A 23,000-nucleotide genomic window follows, 5' to 3' on the forward strand; every position below is an offset into this window, starting at 1 on the left:
TGGTGGACGGAAAGGGGCGTGAAAGAATCGGGCTCGACATGACACCCACGAGGCTGCCGTCCCATGACCGATGAGACATTCCCCGAAGGCCGATCGAGCTGGACCGGCCTGTCGAGTTTGCCCGATGGCAGCCAACTGGTGCTGCGGGTGATGCCGATGCCCGCCGACGTCAACCCCAACGGCGACATCTTCGGCGGCTGGCTGATGGCCCAGGTCGACATGGCCGGCGCCGTGCTGCCCTCGCGCCTGGCCCGTGGCCGCATCGCCACCGTGGCGGTCAACGAGTTCGTCTTCAAGCAGCCGGTGTCGGTGGGCGACCTGGTGAGCTTCTACGCCCGCATCTCGCGCGTCGGCAAGACCTCGATCACCGTGCAGGTGCAGGTGTATGCCGAGCGCAACCCGGCGGACCTGCAGGTGGTGAAGGTCACCGAGGCCAGCCTCACCTACGTGGCCATCGACGCCGACGGCAAGCCACGGCCGGTGCCGCGCGATTGAGGCGCCGGCCGCCTATTGCAGGCCCTCGCGCAGGGCCACCAGCACCTCGGAGTGGAACTCGCGGCGGTACAGGATCCACAGCACCAGCGCCGTCGCCGCGATGAAGGCCCAGGCCGAGAAAAACCACGCCAGCGCGGCGAAGGCCATGTAGTAGGCGCGCAGGCCATCGTTGAAGGTCTCGGCCGCCAGCCCCATGACGCGGCCGGCACGGTCGGCGAAGGCCACCCGCGCCGCCTCGTCGTCTCTGAACTGGGTGGCGTCCGGCGCAGCGGCCACCAGGATGGCGCCGAAGCTGTATTGCCGGATGCTCCAGGTGAAGCGAAAGAAGGCATAGATGAAGATGGCCGCCAGCAGGCCCACCTTGAGGTCGAACACCAAGGTGGACGTGCGTGCCGCGAACGGGATTTCGCGCACGAACTCGCTGGCCTTCTCGGTGGTGCCCAGCACCGCCAGCAGGCCACCGATGATCAGGATGGTGGTCGATGCGAAGAACGCCGGGCTGGCCGACAGGCTCTGCAGCACGGCCGAATCGACGATGCGGTTGTCGCGCCAGGTGGTCTGCAGCATCCAGTGCCAGCGCCAGCGGTTGGTGGTGGCCAGTATCGAGGGCGCCACGCCGGCCCGCCGCCGCGCGAACATCGCGTAGGCCGTCCAACCGCCGAAGAACAGGGCCACCGCCACCCAGTCCAGGGCTGGCAACAGGGTCAGCAGCGCGATCAGCGAGTTCATGGTCTGGCACTGTAGCCCGGCTGCACCCGCGCGGCGGCGGCCGCCGGGGAGCCGCTCAGCGCGGCGCGAGTTCGAACACCAGCACCTCGGCACCCTGTCCGCCCGACAGCTCGATCGCCGGCTCGCCGTCGAACGCCGCCGCGTCGCCTTCGGACAGCGCGCGGCCATTGACCGTCAGCATGCCGCGGGCCAGGAAGACGTAGCCCAGCCGGCCCGGCGGCAGCACCAGGCGCGCCGACTCCGGGCCATCGAACAGGCCCGCGTACAGCAGGGCATCGGCGTGCAGCGTGACGGCGCCGTCGCGGCCGTCTGGGGCCCCCACCAGCCGCAGCCGGCCGCGGCGCTCGGTGGGGGCGAAGGCCTTCTGCTCGTAGCCGGGAGCCAGACCGGCGGCGGCAGGCAGCAGCCAGATCTGCAGGAAGTGCGTCGTGGCCTGCTCGGCGTGGTTGAACTCGCTGTGCCGCACGCCGGTGCCGGCGGTCATGCGCTGCACCTCGCCGGGCACGATGGCGGTGCCGTTGCCGATGCTGTCGCGGTGGGCCAGCGCGCCCTCGAGCACGTAGCTGACGATCTCCATGTCGCGGTGACCATGCGTGCCGAAGCCGGTGCCCGGGGCGATGCGGTCCTCGTTGATGACGCGCAGGTTGCCGAAGCCCATGTGGGCCGGGTCGTGGTAGTCGGAGAACGAGAAGCTGTGGCGGCTCACGAGCCAGCCGAGGTCGGCCAGGCCCCGTTCGTCGGCGCGGCGCAGGGTGATCATGGTGGGTGTCTCCAGCGTGTCGGCAAAGCGCAGCCATCGTCGCATGGCCTCCGCGCCTCGGGACCCGAGGCCCCCTGTGGACGGCGTTCAAATAAGATGAAGGTCTGCCCCACACGCCCGCCCATGTCCACCCGCCGCAATGCCCTGACGCCCGATGCCTTGCAGATGATGGACGCCATCGCCCGCACCGGCAGCTTCGCCGGGGCGGCGCGCGAGATGGGCCGCGTGCCCTCGGCCTTGACCTACAGCGTGCGCCAGCTCGAGGACGCCCTCGACGTGCTGTTGTTCGACCGCCGCTCGCGCCAGGCCCGGCTCACCGCCGCCGGCCAGGAGCTGCTCGACGAAGGCCGGCGCCTGCTGGCCGAGATGGACGCGGTGGCCAACCGCGTGCGGCGCGTGTCCACCGGCTGGGAATCGGCGCTGACGATCGCAGTGGATGGCGTGATGTCGCGCACGACGGTCCTCGAACTGGTCGAGGGCTTCTACGACCTGCGCACGCTGGACGAGCAGCCGCCGGGCACCCGCCTGCGCCTGCGCACCGAGATCCTGGCCGGCCTGTGGGAGGCGCTGATCACCGGCCAGGCCGACCTGGCCATCGGCGTGAACATGGGCTCGGGTCCGACGCACGCCGGCATCGACATGCAGCCGCTCGGCGAGGTCGAGTTCGTCTTCGCCGTGGCGCCGCACCACCCGCTGGCCAGGGCCGGCGAGCCGATCAGCGACGAACTGCTGCTGTCGCACCGCGCGGTGGCGGTGGCCGATTCGGCGCAGCGCCTGTCGCCGATCACCGTGAACCTGCTGCCCGGCCAGGACGTGCTGACGGTGTCGTCGATGCAGGGCAAGATCGACGCCCAGGCGCGCGGCCTGGGCTGCGGCTTCGTGCCCGAGCCGCTGGCGCGCAGCCACATCCGCGCTGGGCGCCTGGTGGTCAAGGCCGTGCACCGGTCGCGGCCGCCGGCGCGCTTCGGCTACGCCTGGCGCACCGCCTCGGTCGGCCAGCCACGCAAGGCGGCGCAGGGCATGGCCCTGCAGTGGTGGCTCGAGCAACTGCAAAGCCCCGCCACCCGCCGTGCCCTGCTCGACCGGCACCTCGACACGCAGGGGCTGGGGTTCGAATGACCACGGCCCCGCTGCCAGCGAAGGCCAGTGCCCGACCGCCCTACGTGGGCCGCTTCGCGCCGTCGCCCACCGGCCCGCTGCATGCCGGCTCGCTGGTGGCCGCGCTGGGCAGCTGGCTGGATGCACGGGCCCATGGCGGCCGCTGGCTGGTGCGCATCGAGGACGTCGACCTGCCCCGCTGCGTGCCGGGCGCCGAGGAGGTGATCTTCTCCCAGCTCGCCGCCTGCGGGCTGGTGCCCGACGAGTACGAGCCGCTGCGCCAGTCGGCGCGTGGCACGGCCTACCAGGCCGCCTTCGAGCGCCTGAAGCGCCTGGGCCTGACCTACGACTGCGGGTGCACCCGCCGCGCCATCGAGGACGCGATGGTCTCGATGGGGCTGCTGCACGAGCGCTTCGAGGAGCGCGTGTACCCCGGCACCTGCCGCGGCGGGCTGCAGGGCAAGCCCGCGCGCGCCACCCGCGTGCTGACGGTGTGCGGTGGCATCGAGGCGGTCATCTCGTGGAAGGACCGCCGACTCGGGCGCCAGCGCCAGAACGTGGCGCGCGAAGTGGGCGACTTCGTCATCCGCCGCGCCGACGGGCTGTGGAGCTACCAGCTCGCCGTGGTGGTGGACGATGCCCACCAGGGCGTCACCGACGTGGTGCGGGGCGAAGACCTGGCCGACAACACCGCGCGCCAGATCCACCTGCAGCGCCTGATGGGTCTGCCGCAACCACGCTACCTGCACCTGCCGCTGGTGCGCGGCGCCGATGGGCACAAGCTGTCCAAGCAGAACGGCGCCCAGGCCCTGGAAACGACTCGACCGATCAATCTGCTGCGCGTGGCCGGGCGCATCCTTGGTCTGCCCGCGCTCGAGGCCGCAACCGTGCCCGAGTGGCTGGCCGCGGCCACGCTGGCCTGGCGCGAGCGGTGGGTGGTGGCATGATGCGCGCCTTCCATCCACTCCACACCACGGGACGCGCCGCACCATGATCACCACCGCCTCCGGACTCCAGTACGAAGACACCCGCGCCGGCGACGGCGCGCCGGCCCAGGCCGGGCGCCAGGTCACGGTGCACTACACCGGCTGGCTGTACGACCCGGGCAAGTCCGATGGCCGCGGCGCCAAGTTCGATTCCAGCAAGGACCGCGGCGATCCCTTCCGTTTCAATCTCGGCGCCGGCATGGTCATCGCGGGCTGGGACGAAGGCGTGCAGGGCATGAAGGTCGGCGGCACGCGGCTGCTGCAGATCCCGGCCGACCTGGGCTATGGCGCCCGCGGCGCCGGCGGTGTGATCCCGCCGAACGCCACGCTGCTGTTCGAGGTCGACCTGATCGCGGTCTGATCCCTGCCGCTGCCGGCTGCTCAGCCCGGCAGCGGCGGCAGCCCGTGCCGGGCCCTGGCGCGCGCGCAGGCCTCGTCGCCGAAGCCGAAGGGCGCGCGCAGGCCGAACTCCCGGCAGGGCGATGGCCGCCACTCGTGGATGCCGCAGGCCACCCGCTGCCCGATCGTGCCGGTGAGCGCGGCACAGCGTGGCGGCGAGTGGTCGGTGCCCCGCAGGCGGCACAGGCCGCCGTGCAGGTCGACGGCCAGGCCGTCGGGCACCTGGCCGCCCTCGCTCTGCAGTTCGTCTCGCGCGAAGTCGACCCGAAAGCTGCCACAGCAGGCGCCGCAGCGCCGGCAGGCGTTGTCGTCGTCGCTCATGCCGGCGGCGGACTGGTGTCGCCATCGGCCATCCGATCGGCGCGCACCACGGTGACGGTGCAGGTGGCCTGCGCCACCACCTGCGAGGACACGCTGCCCAGGTAACGGCGCAGCCCCGAACTGCCCCGGGCGCCCATCACCACGTGGTCGACCTGGTTGCGCTGCGCGAAATCGACCAGCGCCGCCGCGGCGTCGGGGGCTTCGAGCACATGGAAGGTGAGCCGGCCGTCGTCGAGTTGCAGCGCGCGACTGACCGGGCGCGCCCAGTGCTTGAGTGCGACCAGTTGCTTGACATGGCGGCTCTTGCCCTCGTGGTCGACCAGGTCGTCCATGCCGATGCGCGCGACGCGCATCACGCTGACGCAGGCCAGCCGTGCGCCGGGCTCGGTGAGCAGGATGCGGCGCACATGCTCGCGCAGCTTGTCCAGCAGTTCTGCCGCGGCGTTGTCGATGTCCACGGCGGCCATCACGATCGGGCTGCGGGCGAGCTGTTCGCGCACCGGCTGGGTCTCGCGCGACGGCTCGGCCCCCAGCGCGACGAACCAGCGCTTGAAGTTGCGCACGCTGCCGCTCTTCTGCACTGCCTCGGCCCGCGGCGTGAGCACCACCTGCGACGGCTCCTGCAGGTCGGCGGCCACCTGCGCAGCGGTCTGGTAGCGCCGCTCGGGCTTGACCTCGAGGCACTTGAGGATCAGCTCCTGCAGCCAGGGCGGGCAATCGGGCCGCAAGGCCCGCGGCGGCACCGGCTCTTGCCACAAGCGCCGACGCAGGCCGCGCACGGTCTCCGGCTGGCCGAACGGCCGTTCGCCGGTGGTGAAGTGGTACAGCATGACGCCCAGCGCGAACAGGTCGCTGCGCGGGTCGTTGCGCACGTGCTGCACCTGCTCGGGCGACATGTAGGGGCCGGTGCCCATCGGCAGCGTGAACTCCTCTTCCAGCAGGTCGGGCAGGTGGTCGTGCCGCGACAGCCCGTAGTCGACCAGCACCGCCGTGCCGTCCTTGCGGAACAGGATGTTGCTGGGCTTGATGTCCAGGTGCACCACGTGCTGGCGGTGCAGGTCGTGCAGGGCAACCGCCACCCGCGAGCCGATCTCGACGACCTCGTCCAGCGGCAGCGGCGCCGCATCCAGGCGCGGCTTCAGCGAGGCGCCTTCGATGTGCTCCATCACGATGTAGGGCTGGCGCACGAAATCGCCCTGCGCGATGAACTTGGGCACGTGCCTGCCGGACAGCACCGGCATGATCATCTGCTCGACCTCGAAGCCGACGATGCTGGCCGGATCTTCGCCGCCCTTGATGCGCGGCACCTTCATGATCAGCGGCAAGCGCCAGTCACCGGCATGGTTGACCTCGCTGATGCGCCACAGGTGCGCCATGCCACCGATGTGCAGGCGCTCCTCGAGCTGGAAACGATCAATCACCCGCCCGGGCGCCAGCGCACCGGACGCCGTCGGCGCGCCAGGCTCGCTACTGTCCATCGACCAGCCTCGTGGCCAGGCGCTGCGGCAGCTTGGCGGCCAGGATCTTGGCGCCCGCGCCATCGTGGTCGTAGGGCACGCGGTGGAAGGTGAGCATGCCCGCGTCGTCGTCGAAGATCGCATAGCACGCGGCTGGATTGCCGTCGCGCGGCTGGCCGGCCGAGCCGGGGATGGCCAGCCATTGGCGGTGCGGGGGCACGGGGATGGCCATGCCGGAGGTGGGCACGAAATCACCCAGCTTGCCGGCGCCCGACAGGTTGTACAGGCGCGGGCCGTGCATGTGGCCGCAGAAGGTGTAGCGGCAGCCCGTGGCCGCCAGGCTGCGCTGGGCCTCGGCTCGGCCGAGAACATATTCCCAGGCCGGTGGGTTCCAGGCGTTGGCGTGCACGTACAGGTGATCGCCTCGCTGCTGCACCAACGGCAGCCCGGCCAGGAAGTCGATCTGCCCGGCATCCAGGTGCGCTCGGGTCCACTCGACCACGTAGCGCGCATCAGGGCGCATGCTCGGCCCGGCCCCGCGCACCACCGCCTCGTCGTGGTTGCCCTGCACGGCCAGGGCGCCCCGCTGCACGTGATCGCGCACCAGGTCGACCACCCAGCCGGGGTCGGCCCCGTAGCCGACGAAATCGCCCAGGAAGACCCAGGCCTGCGCGCCCTGGGCGCGGGCATGGTCCATGACGGCCTCCACGGCCTCGCGGTTGGCGTGCAGGTCGGCGAGCAGCGCGGTCTTCATCGGGCGGCCCGTTCGCGCGCCGTCACCCGATGCGACCGATCAGCAGGTACTCCATCAGGGCCTTCTGCACGTGCATCCGGTTCTCGGCCTCGTCCCACACCACCGATTGCGGGCCGTCGATGACCTCGGCGGCCACCTCCTCGCCGCGGTGGGCCGGCAGGCAGTGCATGAACAGCGCATCGGGCTGGGCCGTGGCCATCATCTGCACATCGACGCACCAGTCGGCGAAGGCCTTCTTGCGGGCCTCGTTCTCGGCCTCGTAACCCATGCTGGTCCACACATCGGTGGTCACGAGGTGGGCGCCCTGGCAGGCGCTGAAGGGGTTGCGGAAGATCTTGACGCAGTCGGGGTTGGACACGCCCGCCATCTTCGGGTCGATCTCGTAGCCGCTGGGGGTGCTGACGTGCAGCGTGAAGCCCAGGATGTCGGCCGCCTGCAGCCAGGTGTTGGCCATGTTGTTGCCGTCGCCCACCCAGGCCACCGTCTTGCCCTGGATGGAGCCGCGATGCTCGATGTAGGTGAAGATGTCGGCCAGGATCTGGCAGGGGTGGTACTCGTTGGTCAGCCCGTTGATCACCGGCACCCGCGAATGCGCCGCAAAGGCTTCGAGCTTGGTGTGCTCGTAGGTGCGGATCATCACGAGGTCGACCATGCGGCTGATCACGCGCGCCGAATCCTCGATGGGCTCGGCGCGGCCGAGCTGGCTGTCACCGGTGGTCAGGTGCACCACCGAGCCGCCCATCTGGTACATGCCGGCCTCGAAGCTCACGCGGGTGCGGGTGCTGGCCTTCTCGAAGATCATCGCCAGCGTGCGGTCGGCCAACGGCTGGTAGCGCTCGTAGTTCTTGAAGCGCGTCTTGATGATGCGGGCGCGCTCGAAGAGGTAGGCGTACTCTTCGGCGCGCAGGTCCTTGAACTGCAGGTAGTGCTTCATGAGGCTCGGGCCCGGCTTCATGGCTGGGGAGCCGCGAGGAAATCCCGCACCAGCGGCACCAGTCGGGCGACGATCTCGTCGGCCTCGTCGGCCGACAGGATCAGCGCCGGCAGCAGGCGGATCACGCTGTCCGCGGTGATGCTGATCAGCAGCCCGGCCTGGGCGGCCTTCAGCAGCAGGTCGCCACAGGGCCGGTCGAGTTCGATCCCGATCATCAGGCCCTGGCCGCGGATCTCTTTCAGGCCGGCCACTCCGCGCAGGCCCTCGGCGACACCGGCGCAGATGCGCTCGCCCATGGCCGCGGCATTGGCCAGCAGGCCGTCTTCTTCCATGATGCGCAAGGTTTCGATCCCCGCGCGCATGGCCAGCGGGTTGCCGCCGAAGGTGGTGCCGTGGTTGCCGGGTTGCAGCACGTCCTTGGCGCGCGGGCCGGCCACGATGGCGCCGATCGGCACGCCCGAGCCCAGGCCCTTGGCCAGCGGCATCACGTCGGGCACGACGCCGGCCCACTGGTGTGCAAACCACTTGCCGGTGCGGCCAATGCCGCACTGCACCTCGTCGAGCATCAGCAGCCAGTTGCGCTCGTCGCAGATCTGGCGCAGGCCCTGCAGGATGTCGATGCGCGTCGGGTTGATGCCGCCCTCGCCCTGGATGGTCTCGAGGAAGACGGCCACCACGTTGGGGTTGGTGCGGGCCACCTCGCGCACGGCCTCGAGGTCGTTCAACGGCACGCGCACGAAGCCCTCGACCAGCGGCTCGAAGCCCTTCTGCACCTTGGGGTTGCCGGTGGCCGACAGCGTGGCGATCGAGCGGCCATGGAAGGCCTTCTCGTAGACGATGATCTCCGGCCGGTCGATGCCGCGGTCGTGGCCGAACTTGCGGGCGATCTTCAGCGCGCCCTCGTTGGCCTCGAGGCCGGTGGAGCAGAAGAACACCGCGTCCAGCCCGGACAGTTCGCACAGTTTGGCCGCCAGGGCCTCCTGCATCGGTGCGGCGTAGTAGTTGGAGCAGTGGATCAGCTTGGCGACCTGATCCTGCAGCGCCGGCACCAGGCGCGGGTGGGCATGGCCCAGGGTGTTGACGGCGATGCCGCCAAGGCCGTCCAGGTATTCGCGGCCCTCGGTGTCCCACACTCGGCAGCCTCGGCCGTGCGACAGCGCCATGGGCAGTCGGCCATAGGTGTTCATCAGGTGGGAGGTCATCGACGGGCTCCGTGTGTGCGCAGATCCAAGAAAAAGGGCCGTTGGGTGCCACCATGGCACCACGACGGCCCGGGGCATGAATTCTAAAGGCGTGCCCGTGCCAGCCGAAAACCTGGGGTCGAGCACGCCAGGAGGGCGACCATGTATGCTGCTGCGCAGCAATTGCCCCGTGTGGCACCGGCCACGGTGCCACGCTCCACGTCAGAGCAGCGCCAGTTTCGGCGGGTAGAACTGCCGGTCGGCCCTGAGCCCCTCGTTCCCGCATCCCAGCGCATGAGCACCCCCAAACCGCGCGAGTTCTTCATCCAGGGCATCACACGCCAAGGGCGCGCCTTTCGTCCCAGCGATTGGGCCGAGCGGCTGGCCGGGGCGTTGTCGAGTTTCCGGCCCAAAGGCACCGGCATCGGCGCCCACATCGGCTATTCGCCCTACTGCATTCCGCGTGTGATCGACGGCGTGAAGTGCGTGATCGTCAACGAGGCGCTGCGCAGCGTCGAGCCGATGGCCTGGGACTTCGTGATGCACTTTGCCCGCGACAATGAACTGCAGGTCGTCGAGGCCTGCCTGCTCCCCGACGTGCCGCCAGACAAGTGACGCTGGGCTCCGCCTGCAGGCGCACACAGGTTCCGCAGGGCTCGCAAGCGAACCTATGAACGCCGAGGGGCCCGCGAGCGGGCCCCTGAACGCCAAAGGGGCCGCGAGCGGGCCCCTGAACGCCAAAGGGGCCGCGAGCGGGCCCCTGAATGGCGAAGGGCCCGCGAGCGGGCCCTTGTGCCTTCATCCGGAGTTGGATCAGGCCGCGACTGCGAGGGCCTTGATCTTGGCCGACAGGCGGCTCTTGTGGCGAGCGGCCTTGTTCTTGTGGAAGATGCCCTTGTCGGCGACCGAATCGATCACGGCCTGGGCGGTCTTGAACAGATCGGCGGCCTTGGCCTTGTCGCCGGTGGCAACGGCCTTCTGCACGTTCTTGACGACGGTGCGGAACCTGGAACGCAGCGAGGTGTTGGCGGCGTTGAGGTTCACGTCCTGGCGAGCGCGCTTGCGGCCGGATGCCAGGCGGACGGTCTTCTTCTTGGCTTTGGAGGCGGTAGCCATTGTGGTGCTGTTCCCGGATGAGGCAAAGACGATGAGTATAGCAGTTCGGCAATCCTCTCCAAGTGGTCCTTCGGGCACGGAACGCACGCTCCCTATAATTCGGCACCCCGGCCGTCACAGGGCCTGCCACAGGACCCTCCCGCGCGACCGATGAATCTGTCCAAGGCCGTCTTCTCCGTCTCGGCGCTGACCTTGCTGTCGCGCATCACGGGGCTGGTGCGGGACCAGATCGGTGCCCACTACTTCGGCACCTCGGCCATGATGGACGCGTACCAGATCGCGTTTCGCATCCCCAACCTGCTGCGGCGGCTCTTCGCCGAAGGCGCCTTTTCACAGGCCTTCGTGCCGCTGCTGGCCGCCACCCGGGCCAGCGAGGGCGACGAGGCCACGCGCCACCTGGTCGACGCGGTCGCCTCGGTGCTGGCCTGGGTGCTGCTGGCCACCTGCGTGGCCGGCGTCGTGGCCGCACCCCTGCTGGTGTGGCTGCTGGCGTCCGGCTTTGCGCCCGACACCACGCAGGCGGCGGTGGTGATGACGCGCTGGATGTTCCCGTACATCGGCTGCATGTCGATGGTGGCACTGGCCGCCGGCATCCTGAACACCTGGCGGCACTTTGCGGTGCCGGCGTTCACGCCGGTGCTGCTGAACCTGTCGGTGATCGGCGCGGCGCTGGTCGGCGTGCCGTTGCTGCGGCGGCACGGCATCGAGCCGGTGTATGCGCTGGCCTTGGGCGTGATGCTCGGCGGCGTGGTGCAACTGGCGATCCAGGTGCCGGCACTGCTGCGGGCGGGCATGTTGCCACGCATCGCGCTGACGCCCGGCGGGCTGCGGCGCTCGTGGTCGCACCCTGGCGTGCGCCAGATGCTGGGTCGCATGGGTCCGGCGCTGATCGGCGTGTCGGTGGCGCAGCTGTCGCTGATGATCAACAGCCAGATCGCCTCGCACCTGGGCGAAGGGGCGATCTCCACGCTGGTGTTCGCCGACCGGCTGATGGAACTGCCGACCGCCCTGCTGGGCGTGGCACTCGGCGTGGTCTTGACGCCGCAGTTGTCGGCGGCGCGGGCGACGAACGACGCCGACGGCTACTCGGCGCTGATGGACTGGGGCCTGCGCCTGGTGCTGGTGCTGGCGCTGCCCTGCGCGGTGGCGCTGCTGGTCTTCGCGCTGCCGATGGTGGCGGTGCTCTTCCACCGCGGCGCCTTCGGCACGACGGCGGTGCAGATGACCTCGGCCGCGGTGATGGGCTACGGTGTCGGTCTGCTGGGGCTGGTGGCCGTGAAGGTGCTGGCACCGGGCTACTACGCACAGCAGGACATGCGCACGCCGATGCGCATCGGCATCGGCGTGCTCGTGCTCACCCAGGTGCTCAATGCGGTGCTGGTGCCGTGGCTGGGCGTGACGGCGCTCACGCTGTCCATCGGACTGGCTGCCTGCGTCAACGCCGGCTGGCTGCTGTGGGGCCTGCGCCGGCGAGGCAGTTATCGCCCACTGCCGGGCTGGGCCGCGCTGGCCTGGCGCGTGGTGGTCGCCGCTGCGGTGATGGGCGCCGGCATGGCCGTGGCCGCGGACCGCGTCGACTGGGTCGCGCTGGGCGCGCGTGAAGCGGTCCGCGCCGGGGCGATGGTGGCGGCGTTGTCCGCGTCGGCCGCGCTGTACTTCGGCGTGCTGCGGCTGCTGGGGCTCGACCTGCGCCAGTTGATGCGCCGTCGGGTCTAGACTGGCGCCCATGAAGCGCCTGTCGCTGCTGGTTCCGAGCGCGCTGGAGTACTTCGCGGCCCTGGTGGCCGAGGACTCCGGCTTCGCGCTGCTGGAAGCGGCCATCACGATCGCGCAGGACGACGACCCGGGGCTCGACCCGCAGGCCGTACTGGCCGACATCGATGCTCTGGCCGAGCGGCTCAAGCGCCGCCTGCCGGCCGATGCCTCGGCCCTGCAGCGTCTGCGCGCGCTGAACCGCTTCTTCTTCGTCGAACTCGGTTTCGCCGGCAACCTGAACGACTACTACGACCGCCGCAACAGCTACCTGCACGAGGTGCTGGCCTCGCGACGGGGCATTCCCATCACCCTGGCGCTGCTGTACACCGAACTGGCAGGTCAGATCGGCCTGACGGCCCAGGGGGTGTCGTTCCCGGGCCATTTCCTGGTCAAGCTGCGCATGCCCCAGGGCGAGGTGGTCATCGACCCGTTCAATGGCCGCTCGCTGTCGCGCGACGACCTGGACGAGCGCCTCGGGCCCTACCGCAAGCGCCACGGCCTGGAGGGTGACTTCGAGACGCCGCTCGGCCTGTTCCTGCAGGCCGCGCCGCCGCGCGACGTGCTGGCGCGGATGCTGCGCAACCTGAAAGAGATCCACCGCACCGGCGAAGACTGGCCTCGCCTGCTGGCCGTGCAGCAGCGCCTGGTGGTGCTGTTGCCAAGTGCCGCCGAGGAACTGCGTGACCGCGGCCTGACCTGGGCAGAACTTGGTCGCCCTGTAGAGGCCGCCGCCGATCTGGAGGCGTACCTTGCCCTGCAGCCCGGCGCCGACGACGCCTTCGCGCTGGCCGAACGGGCGCGGGAACTGCGGCGCAGCGGCTCACCTCGCCTGCATTGAGCGCGCGCCCAGGCCGACGAAATACGTCGTCCGCCCCCCCGAGGGGGTTAGTCAACTCGGGAACGGCCCATCGTTGACTCGAGGGTGGCCTCTACAATGCGCGCGACGTGCCCCGAGGCGGGCCGCTCCGCCCTGGCGCACCGCGCCCTGCCGCTGGCCGGCGCCGCGGACCCGGGGCCCATGGCGCCCCGCCGGGGCGCGACAACGCCCGACGAATGACGCTCACGCCCACCCAACGACAGACGCTGACCTGGCTGGCCCTCGGCCTCGTGACCGCGCTGCTGCTGTGGCTGCTGGCGCCGGTGCTGACCCCTTTCGTGGTGGCGGCGGTGCTGAGCTACGTGCTGCACCCGGTCGTCGAGCAACTGGCCGCCCGCCGGTGGCCTCGCGTGCTGGCCGTGGTGCTGGTCGAGGCACTGGCGCTGCTGGCGGTCCTGGCCGTGCTGTTGCTGCTGGTGCCGGTGCTGGTCAAGGAACTTCCGCTGCTCAAGGCGCAGGTGCCGCCGCTGCTGGACCGCCTCGATCAGACGCTGTCGCCCTGGCTGCAACAGTTCGGCCTGCAGGTCAAGCTCGACGTGACCAGCCTGAAGGCGGCGCTGGCCAAGCTGCTGGACGCCAACATGGACGAGTGGCTGGTGGCAGCGCTCAGTTCGGCCCGCCTGGGCGGCAGCGTGCTGCTGTCGGTGGTGGGCAACGCCATCCTGGTGCCCGTGGTGCTGTTCTACCTGCTGCTCGACTGGCCGCAGTTGGTGCGTCAGGCTCAGGCCATGGTCCCGCCAAGGCTGCGGGCCAGCGCGTTCGATTTTCTGGACGAGTGCGACGACATGCTGGGACAGTACCTGCGCGGCCAACTGCTGGTGATGGGTGTGCTCGCGGTGTACTACTCAGGCGCGCTGGCGCTGGCGGGCTTCGACCTGGCGCTGCCGGTCGGCGTGTTCACCGGCCTGGCCATCGCCATCCCCTACGTCGGCTTCGGCATCGGGCTGCTGATGGCGCTGCTGGCCGCGCTGCTGCAGTTCGGCACGCTGGGCGGCGTGCTGGTCGTGGCCGCCATCTACGGCGTCGGCCAGTTGCTCGAGAGTTTCGTGCTGACGCCGCGGCTGGTCGGCGAACGCATCGGCCTGGGGCCGCTGGCAGTCATCTTCGCGCTGATGGCCTTCGGCCAACTGTTCGGCTTCGTCGGCATCCTGGTGGCCCTGCCGGTCAGCGCGCTGGCCGTGGTGGCCCTGCGGCGCGCGCGCGCCGCCTACCTGTCCAGCCGACTGTACGAATGAGCGCCGTCCCCGATCCCGTCCAGGCAGGGCCGCGATGAAGCAGCTCCCGCTCGCGATCACGCCGCCCCAGCAGGCCAGCTTCGACAGCCTGGTGGTGGGCCCGAATGCCCAGGCGGTGCTGCACCTGCGCACGCTGTCGCTGCCGGCCGCGCCGGTGTACCTGTGGGGCCCATCGGGCAGTGGCAAGTCGCACCTGCTGCAGGCCCTGGCCACCCAGCGCCAGGGCCAGGGCGAGCAGATCGGCTGGTTCAATGCCGGCGACGCCTTGCCCTGGTCGTTCTGCCCCGCCTGGACGCTGGTGGTGGTGGACGACTGCGATGCACTCGACGCCGATCGCCAGCAGGCGGCGTTCGCGCTGTTCGTCGAGGCCGGCACGCAGGGCGTGCAGTGGGCCGCGGCCGGCCGCGTGCCGCCGGTGGACCTGCCCCTGCGCGACGACCTGCGCACGCGCCTGGGCTGGGGCCACGTGTTCGCGCTGCAGCCCCTGGGCGAAGGCGACACCCGCGCCGCGCTGCGGCGCGAGGCTGATCGACGCGGCATCTTCCTGTCCGACGACGTGATGGACTACCTGCTGACACGTTTCCAGCGCGACCTCAAGCACCTGATGGGGTTGCTCGACCGGCTCGACGAGTTCGCACTCGCCGAGCGCCGCAGCGTGACGGTGCCGCTGCTGCGCAAGATGCTGGTCGAAGGAGGCCCCCCGTGAACCTGACCCTGTTCGACCTCGACGGCACGCTGATCGCCGGAGACTCCGACCACGCCTTCGGCCAGTTCATGGTGACGCTGGGCTGGGTCGACGCCGACGAGCACAAGCGCCGCAACGACGCGTTCTACAGTCAGTACCAGGCCGGTTGCCTGGACATCGCCGAGTACATCGAGTTCGCCACGGCGCCGTGGCGCCACCGCCCGGTCACCGAGCAGCGGCAGGCCAGCGAGCGCTTCATGGCCGAGGTGATGGCGCCGCAGCTGACCCGCGACGCCCGCGAGCTGATCGCCGGCCACCAGCGGGCGGGCGACCTCGTGGCCATCGTCACCGCCACCAACGAGTTCATCACGCGGCCCATCGCCGACGCGCTGGGCGTGCCGCACCTCATCGCGGTCGAGCTCGACCGCGACGCTGCCGGTGCCGTCACCGGCCGCATCCGCGGCGTGCCGTCGTTCCGCGACGGCAAGATCGCGCGCGTCGACCAGTGGCTGACATCGCTCGGCCAGCGCTGGGACAACTTCGCCCGCACCACCTTCTACAGCGATTCCACCAACGACCTGCCGCTGCTCGAACGCGCCAGCGAACCGGTGGCCACCCATCCCAGCCCCGCCCTCGAAGCGATCGCGCTCGAGCGCGGCTGGCGCATCCTGAGGCTCTTTCCATGATCAAGCGTCTGATCGACAAGCTGCTGGGCAAGCCGCCCAAGGCCGACAAGCCCGAGCGCATCCCCCTGGGCCAGCGCGTCGAGGTGCCGGCGTCGGAACACGGCATCGACCCGGCCCTGGTCGACGAGCGCGCCGTCAAGGTCGTGCACACGCTCAAGCAGGCGGGCCACCAGGCCTACGTGGTGGGCGGCGCAGTGCGCGACCTGCTGGTGGGCCGGCGGCCGAAGGACTTCGACGTCGCCACCGACGCCACGCCCGAACAGGTGAAGGCCTTGTTCCGCCGCGCGTTCGTCATCGGCCGGCGCTTCCGGCTGGTGCACGTGATCTTCGGCCGCGGTCGCGACCACGAGGTGATCGAGGTGTCGACCTTCCGCGCCTACCTCGACTCCAGCGAGGCGACGCAGGTCGGCGGCAACGAGCGCACGTCCAAGGCCGAACTGGTCGGCCAGGCGCATGCGGTGGATGCCAGTGGCCGCGTGCTGCGCGACAACGTCTGGGGACCGCAGATCGAGGACGCTGCGCGCCGCGACTTCACCATCAACGCGATGTACTACGACCCCGAGACGCAGATCGTGGTCGACTACCACGGCGGCCTCGCGGACATGAAGAAGAAGCTGCTGCGGCTGATCGGCGACCCGGCCACGCGCTACCGCGAGGATCCGGTGCGCATCGTGCGCGCCATCCGCTTCGCCGCCAAGCTCGGCTTCGGCTTCGAGCCGCGCACGGGCGCACCGATCCAGTCGCTGGCGCCGTTGCTGGCCAATGTGCCGATCTCCCGCCTGTTCGACGAGATGGTCAAGCTGCTGCAGACCGGCCACGCGCTGTCCAGCATCGACATGCTGCGCGCGCAGGGCCTGCTGCGCGGCGTCTTCCCGATCCTCGACGCGGTGTACGACGAGCAGCGCAGCACGCCGCAGCACGAGGCCTTCGTCGAACTGGCCCTGGCCGACACCGACCGTCGCGTCGCCGAGGACAAGCCGGTGGCGCCGAGCTTCCTGCTGGCCTGCCTGCTGTGGCACGACGTGCTGGCCGGCTGGCGCCAGCGCCAGGCCGATGGCGAGCACCTGGTGCCCGCGCTGCAGCAGGCCATCGACGCCGTGTTCGACGCGCGCGTGGGCGACATCTCCGGCCGCGGCAAGCTCGGCGCCGACATGCGCGAGATCTGGATGATGCAGACCCGCTTCGAGCGCCGGCAGGCCAACACCGCGTTGTCGCTGATCGAACAGCCGCGCTTCCGTGCCGGCTTCGACTTCCTGCGGCTGCGCGCCGACGTGGGCGAGGTGCCCGCCGAACTGGCCGAGTGGTGGGAAGACTTCTCGCTCGGCGACGACGACGAGCGGGAGGCCCTGCTGGTGGCGGCGCGCGAAGCCCAGCGCCAGGCGCCGCGACGGGTGGCGGCACCGCGCGCCGCGGCCACCTCCACCCAGGAGGCGGACGCCTCGACGGAGGCGCACGACGACGAGGACGACGACGGCACCAGTGGCGACGCCGAGCCCGCCGGCGAGGCCGCCCCGCGCAAGCGCCGCCGTCGCCGGCGCAAGCCCTCGGGCGGCGGTGGCGGCAACGTGGAACCCACAGCGGGCGCGGGCGGATGAGCGTGCGCGCCTGGGTCGGCATCGGCGCCAATCTGGGCGACGCGCCTGCCACCGTGCGAGAGGCGATCGAGCGCCTGCACGCGCTCGGCCCGGTCGTCGCCTCGCCGCTGTACCGCAGCGCCCCGATCGATGCCTCCGGGCCCGACTTCATCAACGCGGTGGCGGCGCTCGACACAGCCTTCGAACCCGAGGCGCTGCTGGCGGCGCTGCAGGCGATCGAGGCCGACTTCGGCCGCGAGCGGCCCTACCGGCATGCCCCGCGCACGCTCGACCTCGACCTGCTGCTGCACGGCGACACGGTCTGGGCGACGCCCACCCTGACCCTGCCGCACCCGCGCCTGCATCTGCGGGCCTTCGTGCTGCGGCCCCTGCTCGACCTGGCGCCGGGCCTGCACGCGCCGGGCCTCGGCCGACTCGCCGACCACCTGGCAGCCACCCAAGGTCAATCGCTCGTCGTGCTGTAGGCCCCGCCTACAATGCTTCCGTGACGATCCGATGACGGTTCGATGACACCCGCGCGCCGGCCCGACCGGGCCCGCCCGCTCCCTGGAGATCCCCCATGTTTTTCGGCAAGCTCTTGCCGCGCGAAGGCAATTTCTTCGAGCTTTTCAACGAGCACGGCAAGTACATCGCCGACGGCGCGCGATCGTTCATGGGCCTGGTGCAGAACTACAGCGACGCCATCTTGCGCGAGAAGTACACGGCCGAGGTCGACGCCGCCGAGAAGCAGGCCGACCGCATCACGGCCGAGGTCAACCGCCTGCTGCACAAGACCTTCATCACGCCGATCGACCGCGAGCAGATCCACGGCCTGATCAACGCAATGGACGACATCCTCGACCTGCTGCAGGACTCGGCCGAGGTGATGGCCCTGTACGACCTGAAAAGCGTCAGCGAGGACGTGCTGCGCCTGGGCGAGATCTCGGCCCGCTGCTGCGAGCGCGTGCAGCACGCCGTCACGCTGCTGCCCACGATCAGCCAGCCCGCCGTGGCCGAGGCCGCGCTCAAGACCTGCGAGGAGATCGACCGCCTCGAATCCGATGCCGACCGGGTGATGCGGTCGGCCATGAGCAAGCTGTTCCGGGACAACATCGACGTGCGCGAGTTGATCAAGCTGAAGGCGGTGTACGAGCACCTGGAGTCGATCTCCGACCGTTGCGAGGACGTGGCCAACATGATCGAGGGCATCGTCCTCGAGAACTCCTGACCCAGGGTCGTCCTCGCTCGCCATGGATTCCCTCGAGATCAGTTTCTGGGTCGTCGCGATGCTGGTTGTGCTGGCGCTCGCGTTCGACTTCATGAACGGCTTCCACGACGCGGCCAATTCCATCGCCACCGTCGTCTCCACCGGCGTGCTCAAGCCGCAGCAGGCCGTGCTGTTCGCGGCGTTCTTCAACGTGCTGGCGATCTCGGTGTTCCAGTTGAAGGTGGCGGCCACGATCGGCAAGGGCATCGTCGAGCCCGGCGTCGTCGATCACCACGTGGTGTTCGGCGCCCTGCTCGGCGCCATCACCTGGAATGTCATCACGTGGTGGTACGGCATCCCCTCGAGTTCATCGCATGCACTCATCGGCGGCATCGTCGGTGCGGTCATCGCCAAGGCCGGTGCGGGCAAGCTCATCGGTGCCGGCGTCATGAAGACGGTGGCCTTCATCTTCGTGTCGCCCGCGCTCGGCTTCCTGCTCGGCTCGATGATGATGGTGGTCGTGGCCTGGATCTTCCGGCGCACGCCCCCGCTGCGCGTGGACCGGTGGTTTCGCCGCCTGCAACTGGTGTCGGCCGGCGCCTATTCGCTGGGCCACGGCGGCAACGACGCACAGAAGACCATCGGCATCATCTGGATGCTGCTGATCGCCGCCGGCCCGAGCTACGCCGTGGCCAGCGACAAGATGCCGCCGTCCTGGGTGATCTGGTCCTGCTACATCGCCATCGGCCTGGGCACCATGTTCGGCGGCTGGCGCATCGTCAAGACCATGGGCCAGCGCATCACCAAACTCAAACCGGTGGGCGGCTTCTGTGCCGAAACGGGCGGCGCCATGACGCTGTTCATCGCCACGGCGATGGGCATACCGGTATCCACCACGCACACCATCACCGGCGCCATCGTCGGTGTCGGGGCGGTGCGCCACCCGTCGGCAGTGCGCTGGGGCGTGGCGGGCAACATCGTGTGGGCCTGGGTCTTCACGATCCCGGCGTCGGCCTTCGTGGCCGCTGTGTCCTATTGGGTCAGCCTGAAGCTGTTCTGATCCCGGCGCACCGGCCATCCGCGATCGAACACGCACGGTGGCGGCGGAATCAGCCCTGCCGACGTTCGGTCTGGTATTCGAAGTACTTCTGACCTCCAAAGGCCAGCGTGCCCATCAACACGCCGCCCCCCAGCATCAAGGCCACGACGACACCGATCACCGCCGCCCAGCCGCTGGGCCGCATCGGAACGCCAGGGCTGAAGCGCGCGGCCCAGCGCTCGTCGGGCGTCAAGCCGATGACGATGGCCGCGAGCATGGCGATCGATAGCATCACGCCGAGCACCGGGATCAGCAGCCAGGCGGCATGGTCGTCCTGCCCGAGCGTGCGCATGCGGATCACCCCCGCCAGGCCCAGCAGCGTGGGCATCGGGTGCAGCCAGGCCCAGAGGTCGCGCCGACCGTGCAGGTAGAAGCGGTGCGCGCCGAGGCTGCCCAGCAGCAGCGCCAACCAGGTGGCCAGCGTCTTGGAGCGCGGCGGGCGGCCCGGCGAGCCTCCACGGGCTTCATGCAGGTCGTGCACCAGGGTGCTGGAGGGGTCGTTGGCAGGTGTTGGCATCGAAGGCACTGGCGGGAACAACCTTGCAGTTTATAATCGTCGGTTTCGGCGCTGGTCGGTGGGAACACCGGCGTATCTACGGAGCCGAAGCGTGCGGCCGCTGCCTCAGCGCAACCGCGACATGATCGACCTGGACTCGAGTGTCTCCTTGTCCAGCCGGTCGCAAACCAAGTTCCGGAAGATCATCATGGTCGTCATTCGACTGGCTCGCGGCGGCGCCAAGAAGCGCCCCTTCTACAACATCGTGGTGGCCGACTCGCGCGAACGTCGCGACGGTCGCTACCTCGAGCGCGTCGGGTTCTACAACCCGATGGCCGCAGGCGGCGAGCAGCCGCTGCGCGTGGCGCTGGACCGCGTCAGCTACTGGGCGGGCGTCGGCGCGCAGTTGTCGCCCACCGTCAAGCGCCTGGTCGGCGACGCCGCCAAGGCCCAGGTCGCTCCCGCGGCCTGAACGGCGCGGCCTGCCGCACCGATGCGCCGGGCCGTCCGTCCACACTCCAGTTCCATGCCCATGCCAGCCGTTGCGCTGGCAGGCCGGCATGGACATCGGAACACCGGCCTGTGACCATGGCTGACACCGAACCGCCCTTCCCCGACGATGCCGTCGAGGTCGGACGGGTGCTGGGCCCATGGGGCATCAAGGGCTTGATCCGGGTCCAGCCCTTCTCGTCTGACCCGAAGGCACTGTTCTCCTCGCGGCGCTGGTTCGTCCAGCCACCGGAGGCGCCAGGCCCCGTCACCACGCCGATGCCACCGCTGCTGCGCATCAACCAGGCCAAGTCGCATGGCGACAGCGTGATCGCCGGGGCGCAGGAACTGCCCGACCGCAATGCGGCCGAAGCCATGAAGGGTGCGCGCCTGTTCGTGGCGCGGTCCAGCTTCCCCACCGCCGGTGACGGCGAGTACTACTGGATCGACCTGCTCGGGCTGGACGTCGTCAACCGCGAAGGTGAAGCCCTTGGCCGCGTGATCGACCTGCTCGACACCGGCGCACACAGCGTGCTGCGGCTGAGACGGCCCGACGCGACCGACGACACACCGCCCGCGACGGCCGAGCGGCTGATCCCGTTCGTGGCCGCCTACATCGACGACGTCGATCTCGCCAAGCGCCGCATCACCGTCGACTGGGGCCTGGACTACTGAATGCGGTTCGACGTCGTCACGCTCTTCCCGGAGCTGTTCGGCCCGCACCTCACCCAGGGCATCACCCGTCGCGCCTTCGAATCGCGGCAGGTCGAGGTGCGGCTTTGGCCCCTGCGCGACTTTGCCGAGGACGCCTACCGCCGGGTCGATGACCGACCGTTCGGCGGCGGTCCGGGCATGGTGATGCTGGCCGAGCCGCTCGAGCGTGCCTTGGCCGCCGTGCACAGCGACCGCGGCGCGATGACCACGGCCCCAGTGATCCATTTCACGCCGACCGGCCGCGCGCTGACCCAGGCGCTGGTGCGCCAACTGGCCGATGGCTCTGGCGCCGTGCTGCTGTGCGGCCGCTACGAAGGCATCGACCAGCGTGTCATCGACCGCCACGTCACGATGGAGGTGAGCCTGGGTGACTTCGTGCTGTCGGGGGGCGAACTGCCGGCGCTGGCCGTGCTCGACGCCGTGGCCCGGCTGCAGCCGGGCGTGCTCACCGCGCTGTCCCACGAGCAGGACAGCTTCTCGGACGGCCTGCTCGACTGTCCGCACTACAGCCGCCCCGAGGTGCTGCAAACGGCCGAAGGTCCGCTCGCGGTGCCGGCGGTGTTGTTGTCGGGCCACCACGCCGAGATCGCGCGCTGGCGGCGGGCCCAGTCGGTCACCCTCACCGCGCGGCGAAGGCCCGACCTGATCGAGGCCGCCCGCGCCGCTGGCAGGTTGAGCGCGGACGACGAACGGACCCTTCGGGCGCTTCAGCTATAATCGAGGGCTTTTCGATCCTCTGCCGGGCCATTTTGAGCGCCGCCATGATCGCACGCAAGGAGCCTCCTCGTGGACCTGATCCGCACTCTCGAACAGGAAGAAATCACCCGGCTTGGCAAGACGATCCCGTCGTTTGCCCCGGGCGACACCGTGATCGTCAACGTCAACGTGGTCGAAGGCACGCGCAAGCGGGTCCAGGCCTACGAAGGTGTGGTCATCGCCAAGCGCAACCGCGGCCTCAACAGCAGTTTCATCGTCCGCAAGATCTCCAGCGGCGAAGGCGTGGAACGCACGTTCCAGCTGTACAGCCCGCTGATCGCGACGATCGAAGTCAAGCGCCGCGGCGACGTGCGCCGGGCCAAGCTGTACTACCTGCGCCAGCGCTCGGGCAAGAGCGCGCGGATCAAGGAAAAGCTGTCCTGATCGGCACCCGCCGGCCGGTGGCACCCTGCACCGGCCGACGCGCCCGACAAGCCGCCTTCGGGCGGCTTGTCTGCTTCTGGCGCGCTATCCTCTGCGGGTGAGCAAGCTTCCCCGCATCGTCGACCCGCACGCCATCCCCGTCGTCGGCATCGACGACCACCTGCCCGCGGTGGCGGCCGACTTGCTGACGCCGCAGGCCGTGCGCCGCCGCTTCGAGGCCAGGCCCGAGTGGACGCCCGAGATCGCCGGGGACGGCAAGCGCTTCAACCTCGACCGCGAACCCACCGCCGCCTCGGTGCTGGTGCCACTGGTCATGCGCGACGACGGCCTCAAGGTGCTGCTGACGCGCCGCACCGATCACCTGCGCGACCATGCCGGACAGATCAGCTTCCCGGGCGGCCGGGCCGAGGAGCACGACGACGACGCCGTGGCCACCGCGCTGCGCGAGACCGAGGAGGAAGTCGGGCTGCATCGGGCCCATGTGGACGTGATCGGCGCGCTGCCGCACTACACCACGGTGACCAGCTACATCGTCACACCGGTGGTGGCCCTGGTGCGTCCCGACTTCACCCTGGCACTGGACGGCTTCGAGGTGGCCGAGGCCTTCGAGGTGCCGCTGCAGTTCCTGATGACGCCGGCGCACCACCGTCGTCACGCCTTCGAGATGCTGGGGCAGCAGCGGCAGTTCCTGTCGATGCCGTGGCGTGGCGCCGGGCCGGACGGTGAACCCAGTGAATACTTCATCTGGGGCGCCACCGCGGCCATGCTGCGCAACCTCTATCGCTTCCTCGCCGCATAGTGCCGAAGGGCGCT

28 protein-coding genes are annotated in these 23,000 nt (G+C 70.1%); 19 read left to right on the plus strand and 9 right to left on the minus strand.

What is annotated here, in order from left to right; translation table 11 throughout:
- Nucleotides 1-150 precede the first annotated feature (150 nt).
- Nucleotides 151-495 (plus strand): acyl-CoA thioesterase, encoded by a 345-nt coding sequence (locus tag EOINJALH_RS15345; RefSeq protein WP_234413871.1) that lies wholly within the window; start codon nt 151-153, stop codon nt 493-495.
- A 12-nt stretch (nt 496-507) separates the two neighbouring features.
- Here the strand turns inward: EOINJALH_RS15345 and EOINJALH_RS15350 are convergent, their stop codons facing one another.
- A complete protein-coding gene (locus EOINJALH_RS15350; protein WP_088281545.1) occupies nt 508-1,224 on the minus strand; it encodes a DUF599 domain-containing protein in 717 nt (238 codons plus the stop codon).
- A 55-nt stretch (nt 1,225-1,279) separates the two neighbouring features.
- Complete coding sequence (locus EOINJALH_RS15355; RefSeq protein WP_088281714.1) at nt 1,280-1,984, minus strand: pirin family protein; 705 nt, start codon at nt 1,982-1,984, stop codon at nt 1,280-1,282.
- 123 nt (nt 1,985-2,107) lie between these two features.
- Here EOINJALH_RS15355 and EOINJALH_RS15360 point away from each other — a divergent pair, with 123 nt between their 5' ends.
- The 3 genes from EOINJALH_RS15360 to EOINJALH_RS15370 are packed head-to-tail and all read left to right on the plus strand — an operon-like array spanning nt 2,108 to nt 4,429.
- A complete protein-coding gene (locus EOINJALH_RS15360) occupies nt 2,108-3,103 on the plus strand; it encodes a LysR family transcriptional regulator (protein WP_088281547.1) in 996 nt (331 codons plus the stop codon).
- Nucleotides 3,100-4,029 (plus strand): tRNA glutamyl-Q(34) synthetase GluQRS, encoded by a 930-nt coding sequence (gluQRS, locus tag EOINJALH_RS15365; RefSeq protein ID WP_088281549.1) that lies wholly within the window; start codon nt 3,100-3,102, stop codon nt 4,027-4,029. Before EOINJALH_RS15360 ends, gluQRS begins: the two co-directional genes overlap by 4 nt.
- A gap of 43 nt (nt 4,030-4,072) precedes the next feature.
- Entirely contained in the window at nt 4,073-4,429 is a 357-nt protein-coding gene (locus EOINJALH_RS15370; protein WP_088281551.1) for an FKBP-type peptidyl-prolyl cis-trans isomerase, read from the plus strand.
- 20 nt (nt 4,430-4,449) lie between these two features.
- Here the strand turns inward: EOINJALH_RS15370 and EOINJALH_RS15375 are convergent, their stop codons facing one another.
- Genes EOINJALH_RS15375 through EOINJALH_RS15395 form a run of 5 tightly spaced genes read right to left on the minus strand, consistent with a single transcriptional unit; the run spans nt 4,450 to nt 9,135 of the window.
- Nucleotides 4,450-4,788: a YkgJ family cysteine cluster protein gene (locus EOINJALH_RS15375; RefSeq protein ID WP_088281553.1), complete on the minus strand. Its 339-nt coding sequence runs from the start codon at nt 4,786-4,788 to the stop codon at nt 4,450-4,452.
- Complete coding sequence (locus tag EOINJALH_RS15380) at nt 4,785-6,266, minus strand: bifunctional serine/threonine-protein kinase/universal stress protein (protein ID WP_088281555.1); 1,482 nt, start codon at nt 6,264-6,266, stop codon at nt 4,785-4,787. The genes EOINJALH_RS15375 and EOINJALH_RS15380 overlap by 4 nt, the downstream gene beginning before the upstream one ends.
- Entirely contained in the window at nt 6,256-6,999 is a 744-nt protein-coding gene (locus tag EOINJALH_RS15385) for a metallophosphoesterase (protein ID WP_088281557.1), read from the minus strand. The genes EOINJALH_RS15380 and EOINJALH_RS15385 overlap by 11 nt, the downstream gene beginning before the upstream one ends.
- A 22-nt stretch (nt 7,000-7,021) precedes the next feature.
- The gene (gene argF / locus EOINJALH_RS15390; RefSeq protein WP_088281559.1) at nt 7,022-7,954 is read right to left on the minus strand and encodes an ornithine carbamoyltransferase; all 933 of its coding nucleotides are present in this window, start codon (nt 7,952-7,954) and stop codon (nt 7,022-7,024) included.
- Entirely contained in the window at nt 7,951-9,135 is a 1,185-nt protein-coding gene (locus tag EOINJALH_RS15395) for an aspartate aminotransferase family protein (RefSeq protein WP_088281561.1), read from the minus strand. Before EOINJALH_RS15395 ends, argF begins: the two co-directional genes overlap by 4 nt.
- A gap of 273 nt (nt 9,136-9,408) precedes the next feature.
- On the opposite strand from EOINJALH_RS15395, the gene EOINJALH_RS15400 reads away from it, so the two are divergent.
- Entirely contained in the window at nt 9,409-9,729 is a 321-nt protein-coding gene (locus EOINJALH_RS15400; protein WP_088281563.1) for a DUF3579 domain-containing protein, read from the plus strand.
- A gap of 198 nt (nt 9,730-9,927) precedes the next feature.
- Here the strand turns inward: EOINJALH_RS15400 and rpsT are convergent, their stop codons facing one another.
- Nucleotides 9,928-10,230, minus strand: coding sequence for a 30S ribosomal protein S20 (rpsT, locus tag EOINJALH_RS15405; protein ID WP_088281565.1), 303 nt, complete (start codon nt 10,228-10,230; stop codon nt 9,928-9,930).
- A 150-nt stretch (nt 10,231-10,380) separates the two neighbouring features.
- Here rpsT and murJ point away from each other — a divergent pair, with 150 nt between their 5' ends.
- From murJ to EOINJALH_RS15450, 9 genes are all read left to right on the plus strand, one after another.
- Nucleotides 10,381-11,946 carry a murein biosynthesis integral membrane protein MurJ gene (gene murJ / locus EOINJALH_RS15410; RefSeq protein ID WP_088281567.1) on the plus strand — a complete coding sequence of 522 codons (1,566 nt, stop codon included), beginning with the start codon at nt 10,381-10,383 and terminating at the stop codon, nt 11,944-11,946.
- A 10-nt stretch (nt 11,947-11,956) separates the two neighbouring features.
- Nucleotides 11,957-12,823 (plus strand): SirB1 family protein, encoded by an 867-nt coding sequence (locus EOINJALH_RS15415; RefSeq protein ID WP_088281569.1) that lies wholly within the window; start codon nt 11,957-11,959, stop codon nt 12,821-12,823.
- A 215-nt stretch (nt 12,824-13,038) separates the two neighbouring features.
- Nucleotides 13,039-14,097, plus strand: a complete 1,059-nt coding sequence (locus EOINJALH_RS15420; RefSeq protein WP_088281571.1) for an AI-2E family transporter — start codon at nt 13,039-13,041, stop codon at nt 14,095-14,097.
- Between the two features lie 34 nt (nt 14,098-14,131).
- Nucleotides 14,132-14,803: a DnaA regulatory inactivator Hda gene (gene hda, locus EOINJALH_RS15425; RefSeq protein ID WP_088281573.1), complete on the plus strand. Its 672-nt coding sequence runs from the start codon at nt 14,132-14,134 to the stop codon at nt 14,801-14,803.
- On the plus strand, nt 14,800-15,468 hold the full coding sequence (locus EOINJALH_RS15430) for an HAD family phosphatase (RefSeq protein ID WP_088281575.1): 669 nt from the start codon (nt 14,800-14,802) through the stop codon (nt 15,466-15,468). The genes hda and EOINJALH_RS15430 overlap by 4 nt, the downstream gene beginning before the upstream one ends.
- Nucleotides 15,465-17,063: a polynucleotide adenylyltransferase PcnB gene (pcnB, locus tag EOINJALH_RS15435; protein WP_088281577.1), complete on the plus strand. Its 1,599-nt coding sequence runs from the start codon at nt 15,465-15,467 to the stop codon at nt 17,061-17,063. The genes EOINJALH_RS15430 and pcnB overlap by 4 nt, the downstream gene beginning before the upstream one ends.
- Nucleotides 17,060-17,527, plus strand: coding sequence for a 2-amino-4-hydroxy-6-hydroxymethyldihydropteridine diphosphokinase (gene folK / locus EOINJALH_RS15440; protein ID WP_088281579.1), 468 nt, complete (start codon nt 17,060-17,062; stop codon nt 17,525-17,527). Before pcnB ends, folK begins: the two co-directional genes overlap by 4 nt.
- A 95-nt stretch (nt 17,528-17,622) precedes the next feature.
- On the plus strand, nt 17,623-18,270 hold the full coding sequence (locus EOINJALH_RS15445) for a DUF47 domain-containing protein (protein WP_088281581.1): 648 nt from the start codon (nt 17,623-17,625) through the stop codon (nt 18,268-18,270).
- A 22-nt stretch (nt 18,271-18,292) separates the two neighbouring features.
- A complete protein-coding gene (locus tag EOINJALH_RS15450) occupies nt 18,293-19,309 on the plus strand; it encodes an inorganic phosphate transporter (RefSeq protein WP_088281583.1) in 1,017 nt (338 codons plus the stop codon).
- A gap of 49 nt (nt 19,310-19,358) precedes the next feature.
- Here EOINJALH_RS15450 and EOINJALH_RS15455 read toward each other — a convergent pair whose 3' ends face one another.
- On the minus strand, nt 19,359-19,865 hold the full coding sequence (locus tag EOINJALH_RS15455; protein ID WP_234413864.1) for an NINE protein: 507 nt from the start codon (nt 19,863-19,865) through the stop codon (nt 19,359-19,361).
- 187 nt (nt 19,866-20,052) lie between these two features.
- Between EOINJALH_RS15455 and rpsP the strand changes: the two genes are divergently transcribed.
- The 5 genes from rpsP (at nt 20,053) to EOINJALH_RS15480 (ending at nt 22,986) form a co-directional block, all read left to right on the plus strand.
- Entirely contained in the window at nt 20,053-20,316 is a 264-nt protein-coding gene (rpsP, locus tag EOINJALH_RS15460) for a 30S ribosomal protein S16 (RefSeq protein ID WP_088281718.1), read from the plus strand.
- A 116-nt stretch (nt 20,317-20,432) separates the two neighbouring features.
- Nucleotides 20,433-21,008 carry a ribosome maturation factor RimM gene (gene rimM / locus EOINJALH_RS15465; protein WP_088281720.1) on the plus strand — a complete coding sequence of 192 codons (576 nt, stop codon included), beginning with the start codon at nt 20,433-20,435 and terminating at the stop codon, nt 21,006-21,008.
- Entirely contained in the window at nt 21,009-21,764 is a 756-nt protein-coding gene (gene trmD / locus EOINJALH_RS15470; RefSeq protein ID WP_088281585.1) for a tRNA (guanosine(37)-N1)-methyltransferase TrmD, read from the plus strand. It abuts the gene before it with no gap.
- Between the two features lie 69 nt (nt 21,765-21,833).
- Nucleotides 21,834-22,187, plus strand: coding sequence for a 50S ribosomal protein L19 (rplS, locus tag EOINJALH_RS15475; RefSeq protein WP_088281587.1), 354 nt, complete (start codon nt 21,834-21,836; stop codon nt 22,185-22,187).
- Between the two features lie 97 nt (nt 22,188-22,284).
- Nucleotides 22,285-22,986, plus strand: coding sequence for a CoA pyrophosphatase (locus tag EOINJALH_RS15480; RefSeq protein ID WP_088281589.1), 702 nt, complete (start codon nt 22,285-22,287; stop codon nt 22,984-22,986).
- Nucleotides 22,987-23,000: the final 14 nt, after the last annotated feature.

Origin of the sequence: Ideonella sp. A 288 (genome assembly GCF_002198735.1) — a bacterium.
Taxonomy (GTDB): domain Bacteria; phylum Pseudomonadota; class Gammaproteobacteria; order Burkholderiales; family Burkholderiaceae_C; genus Pseudaquabacterium.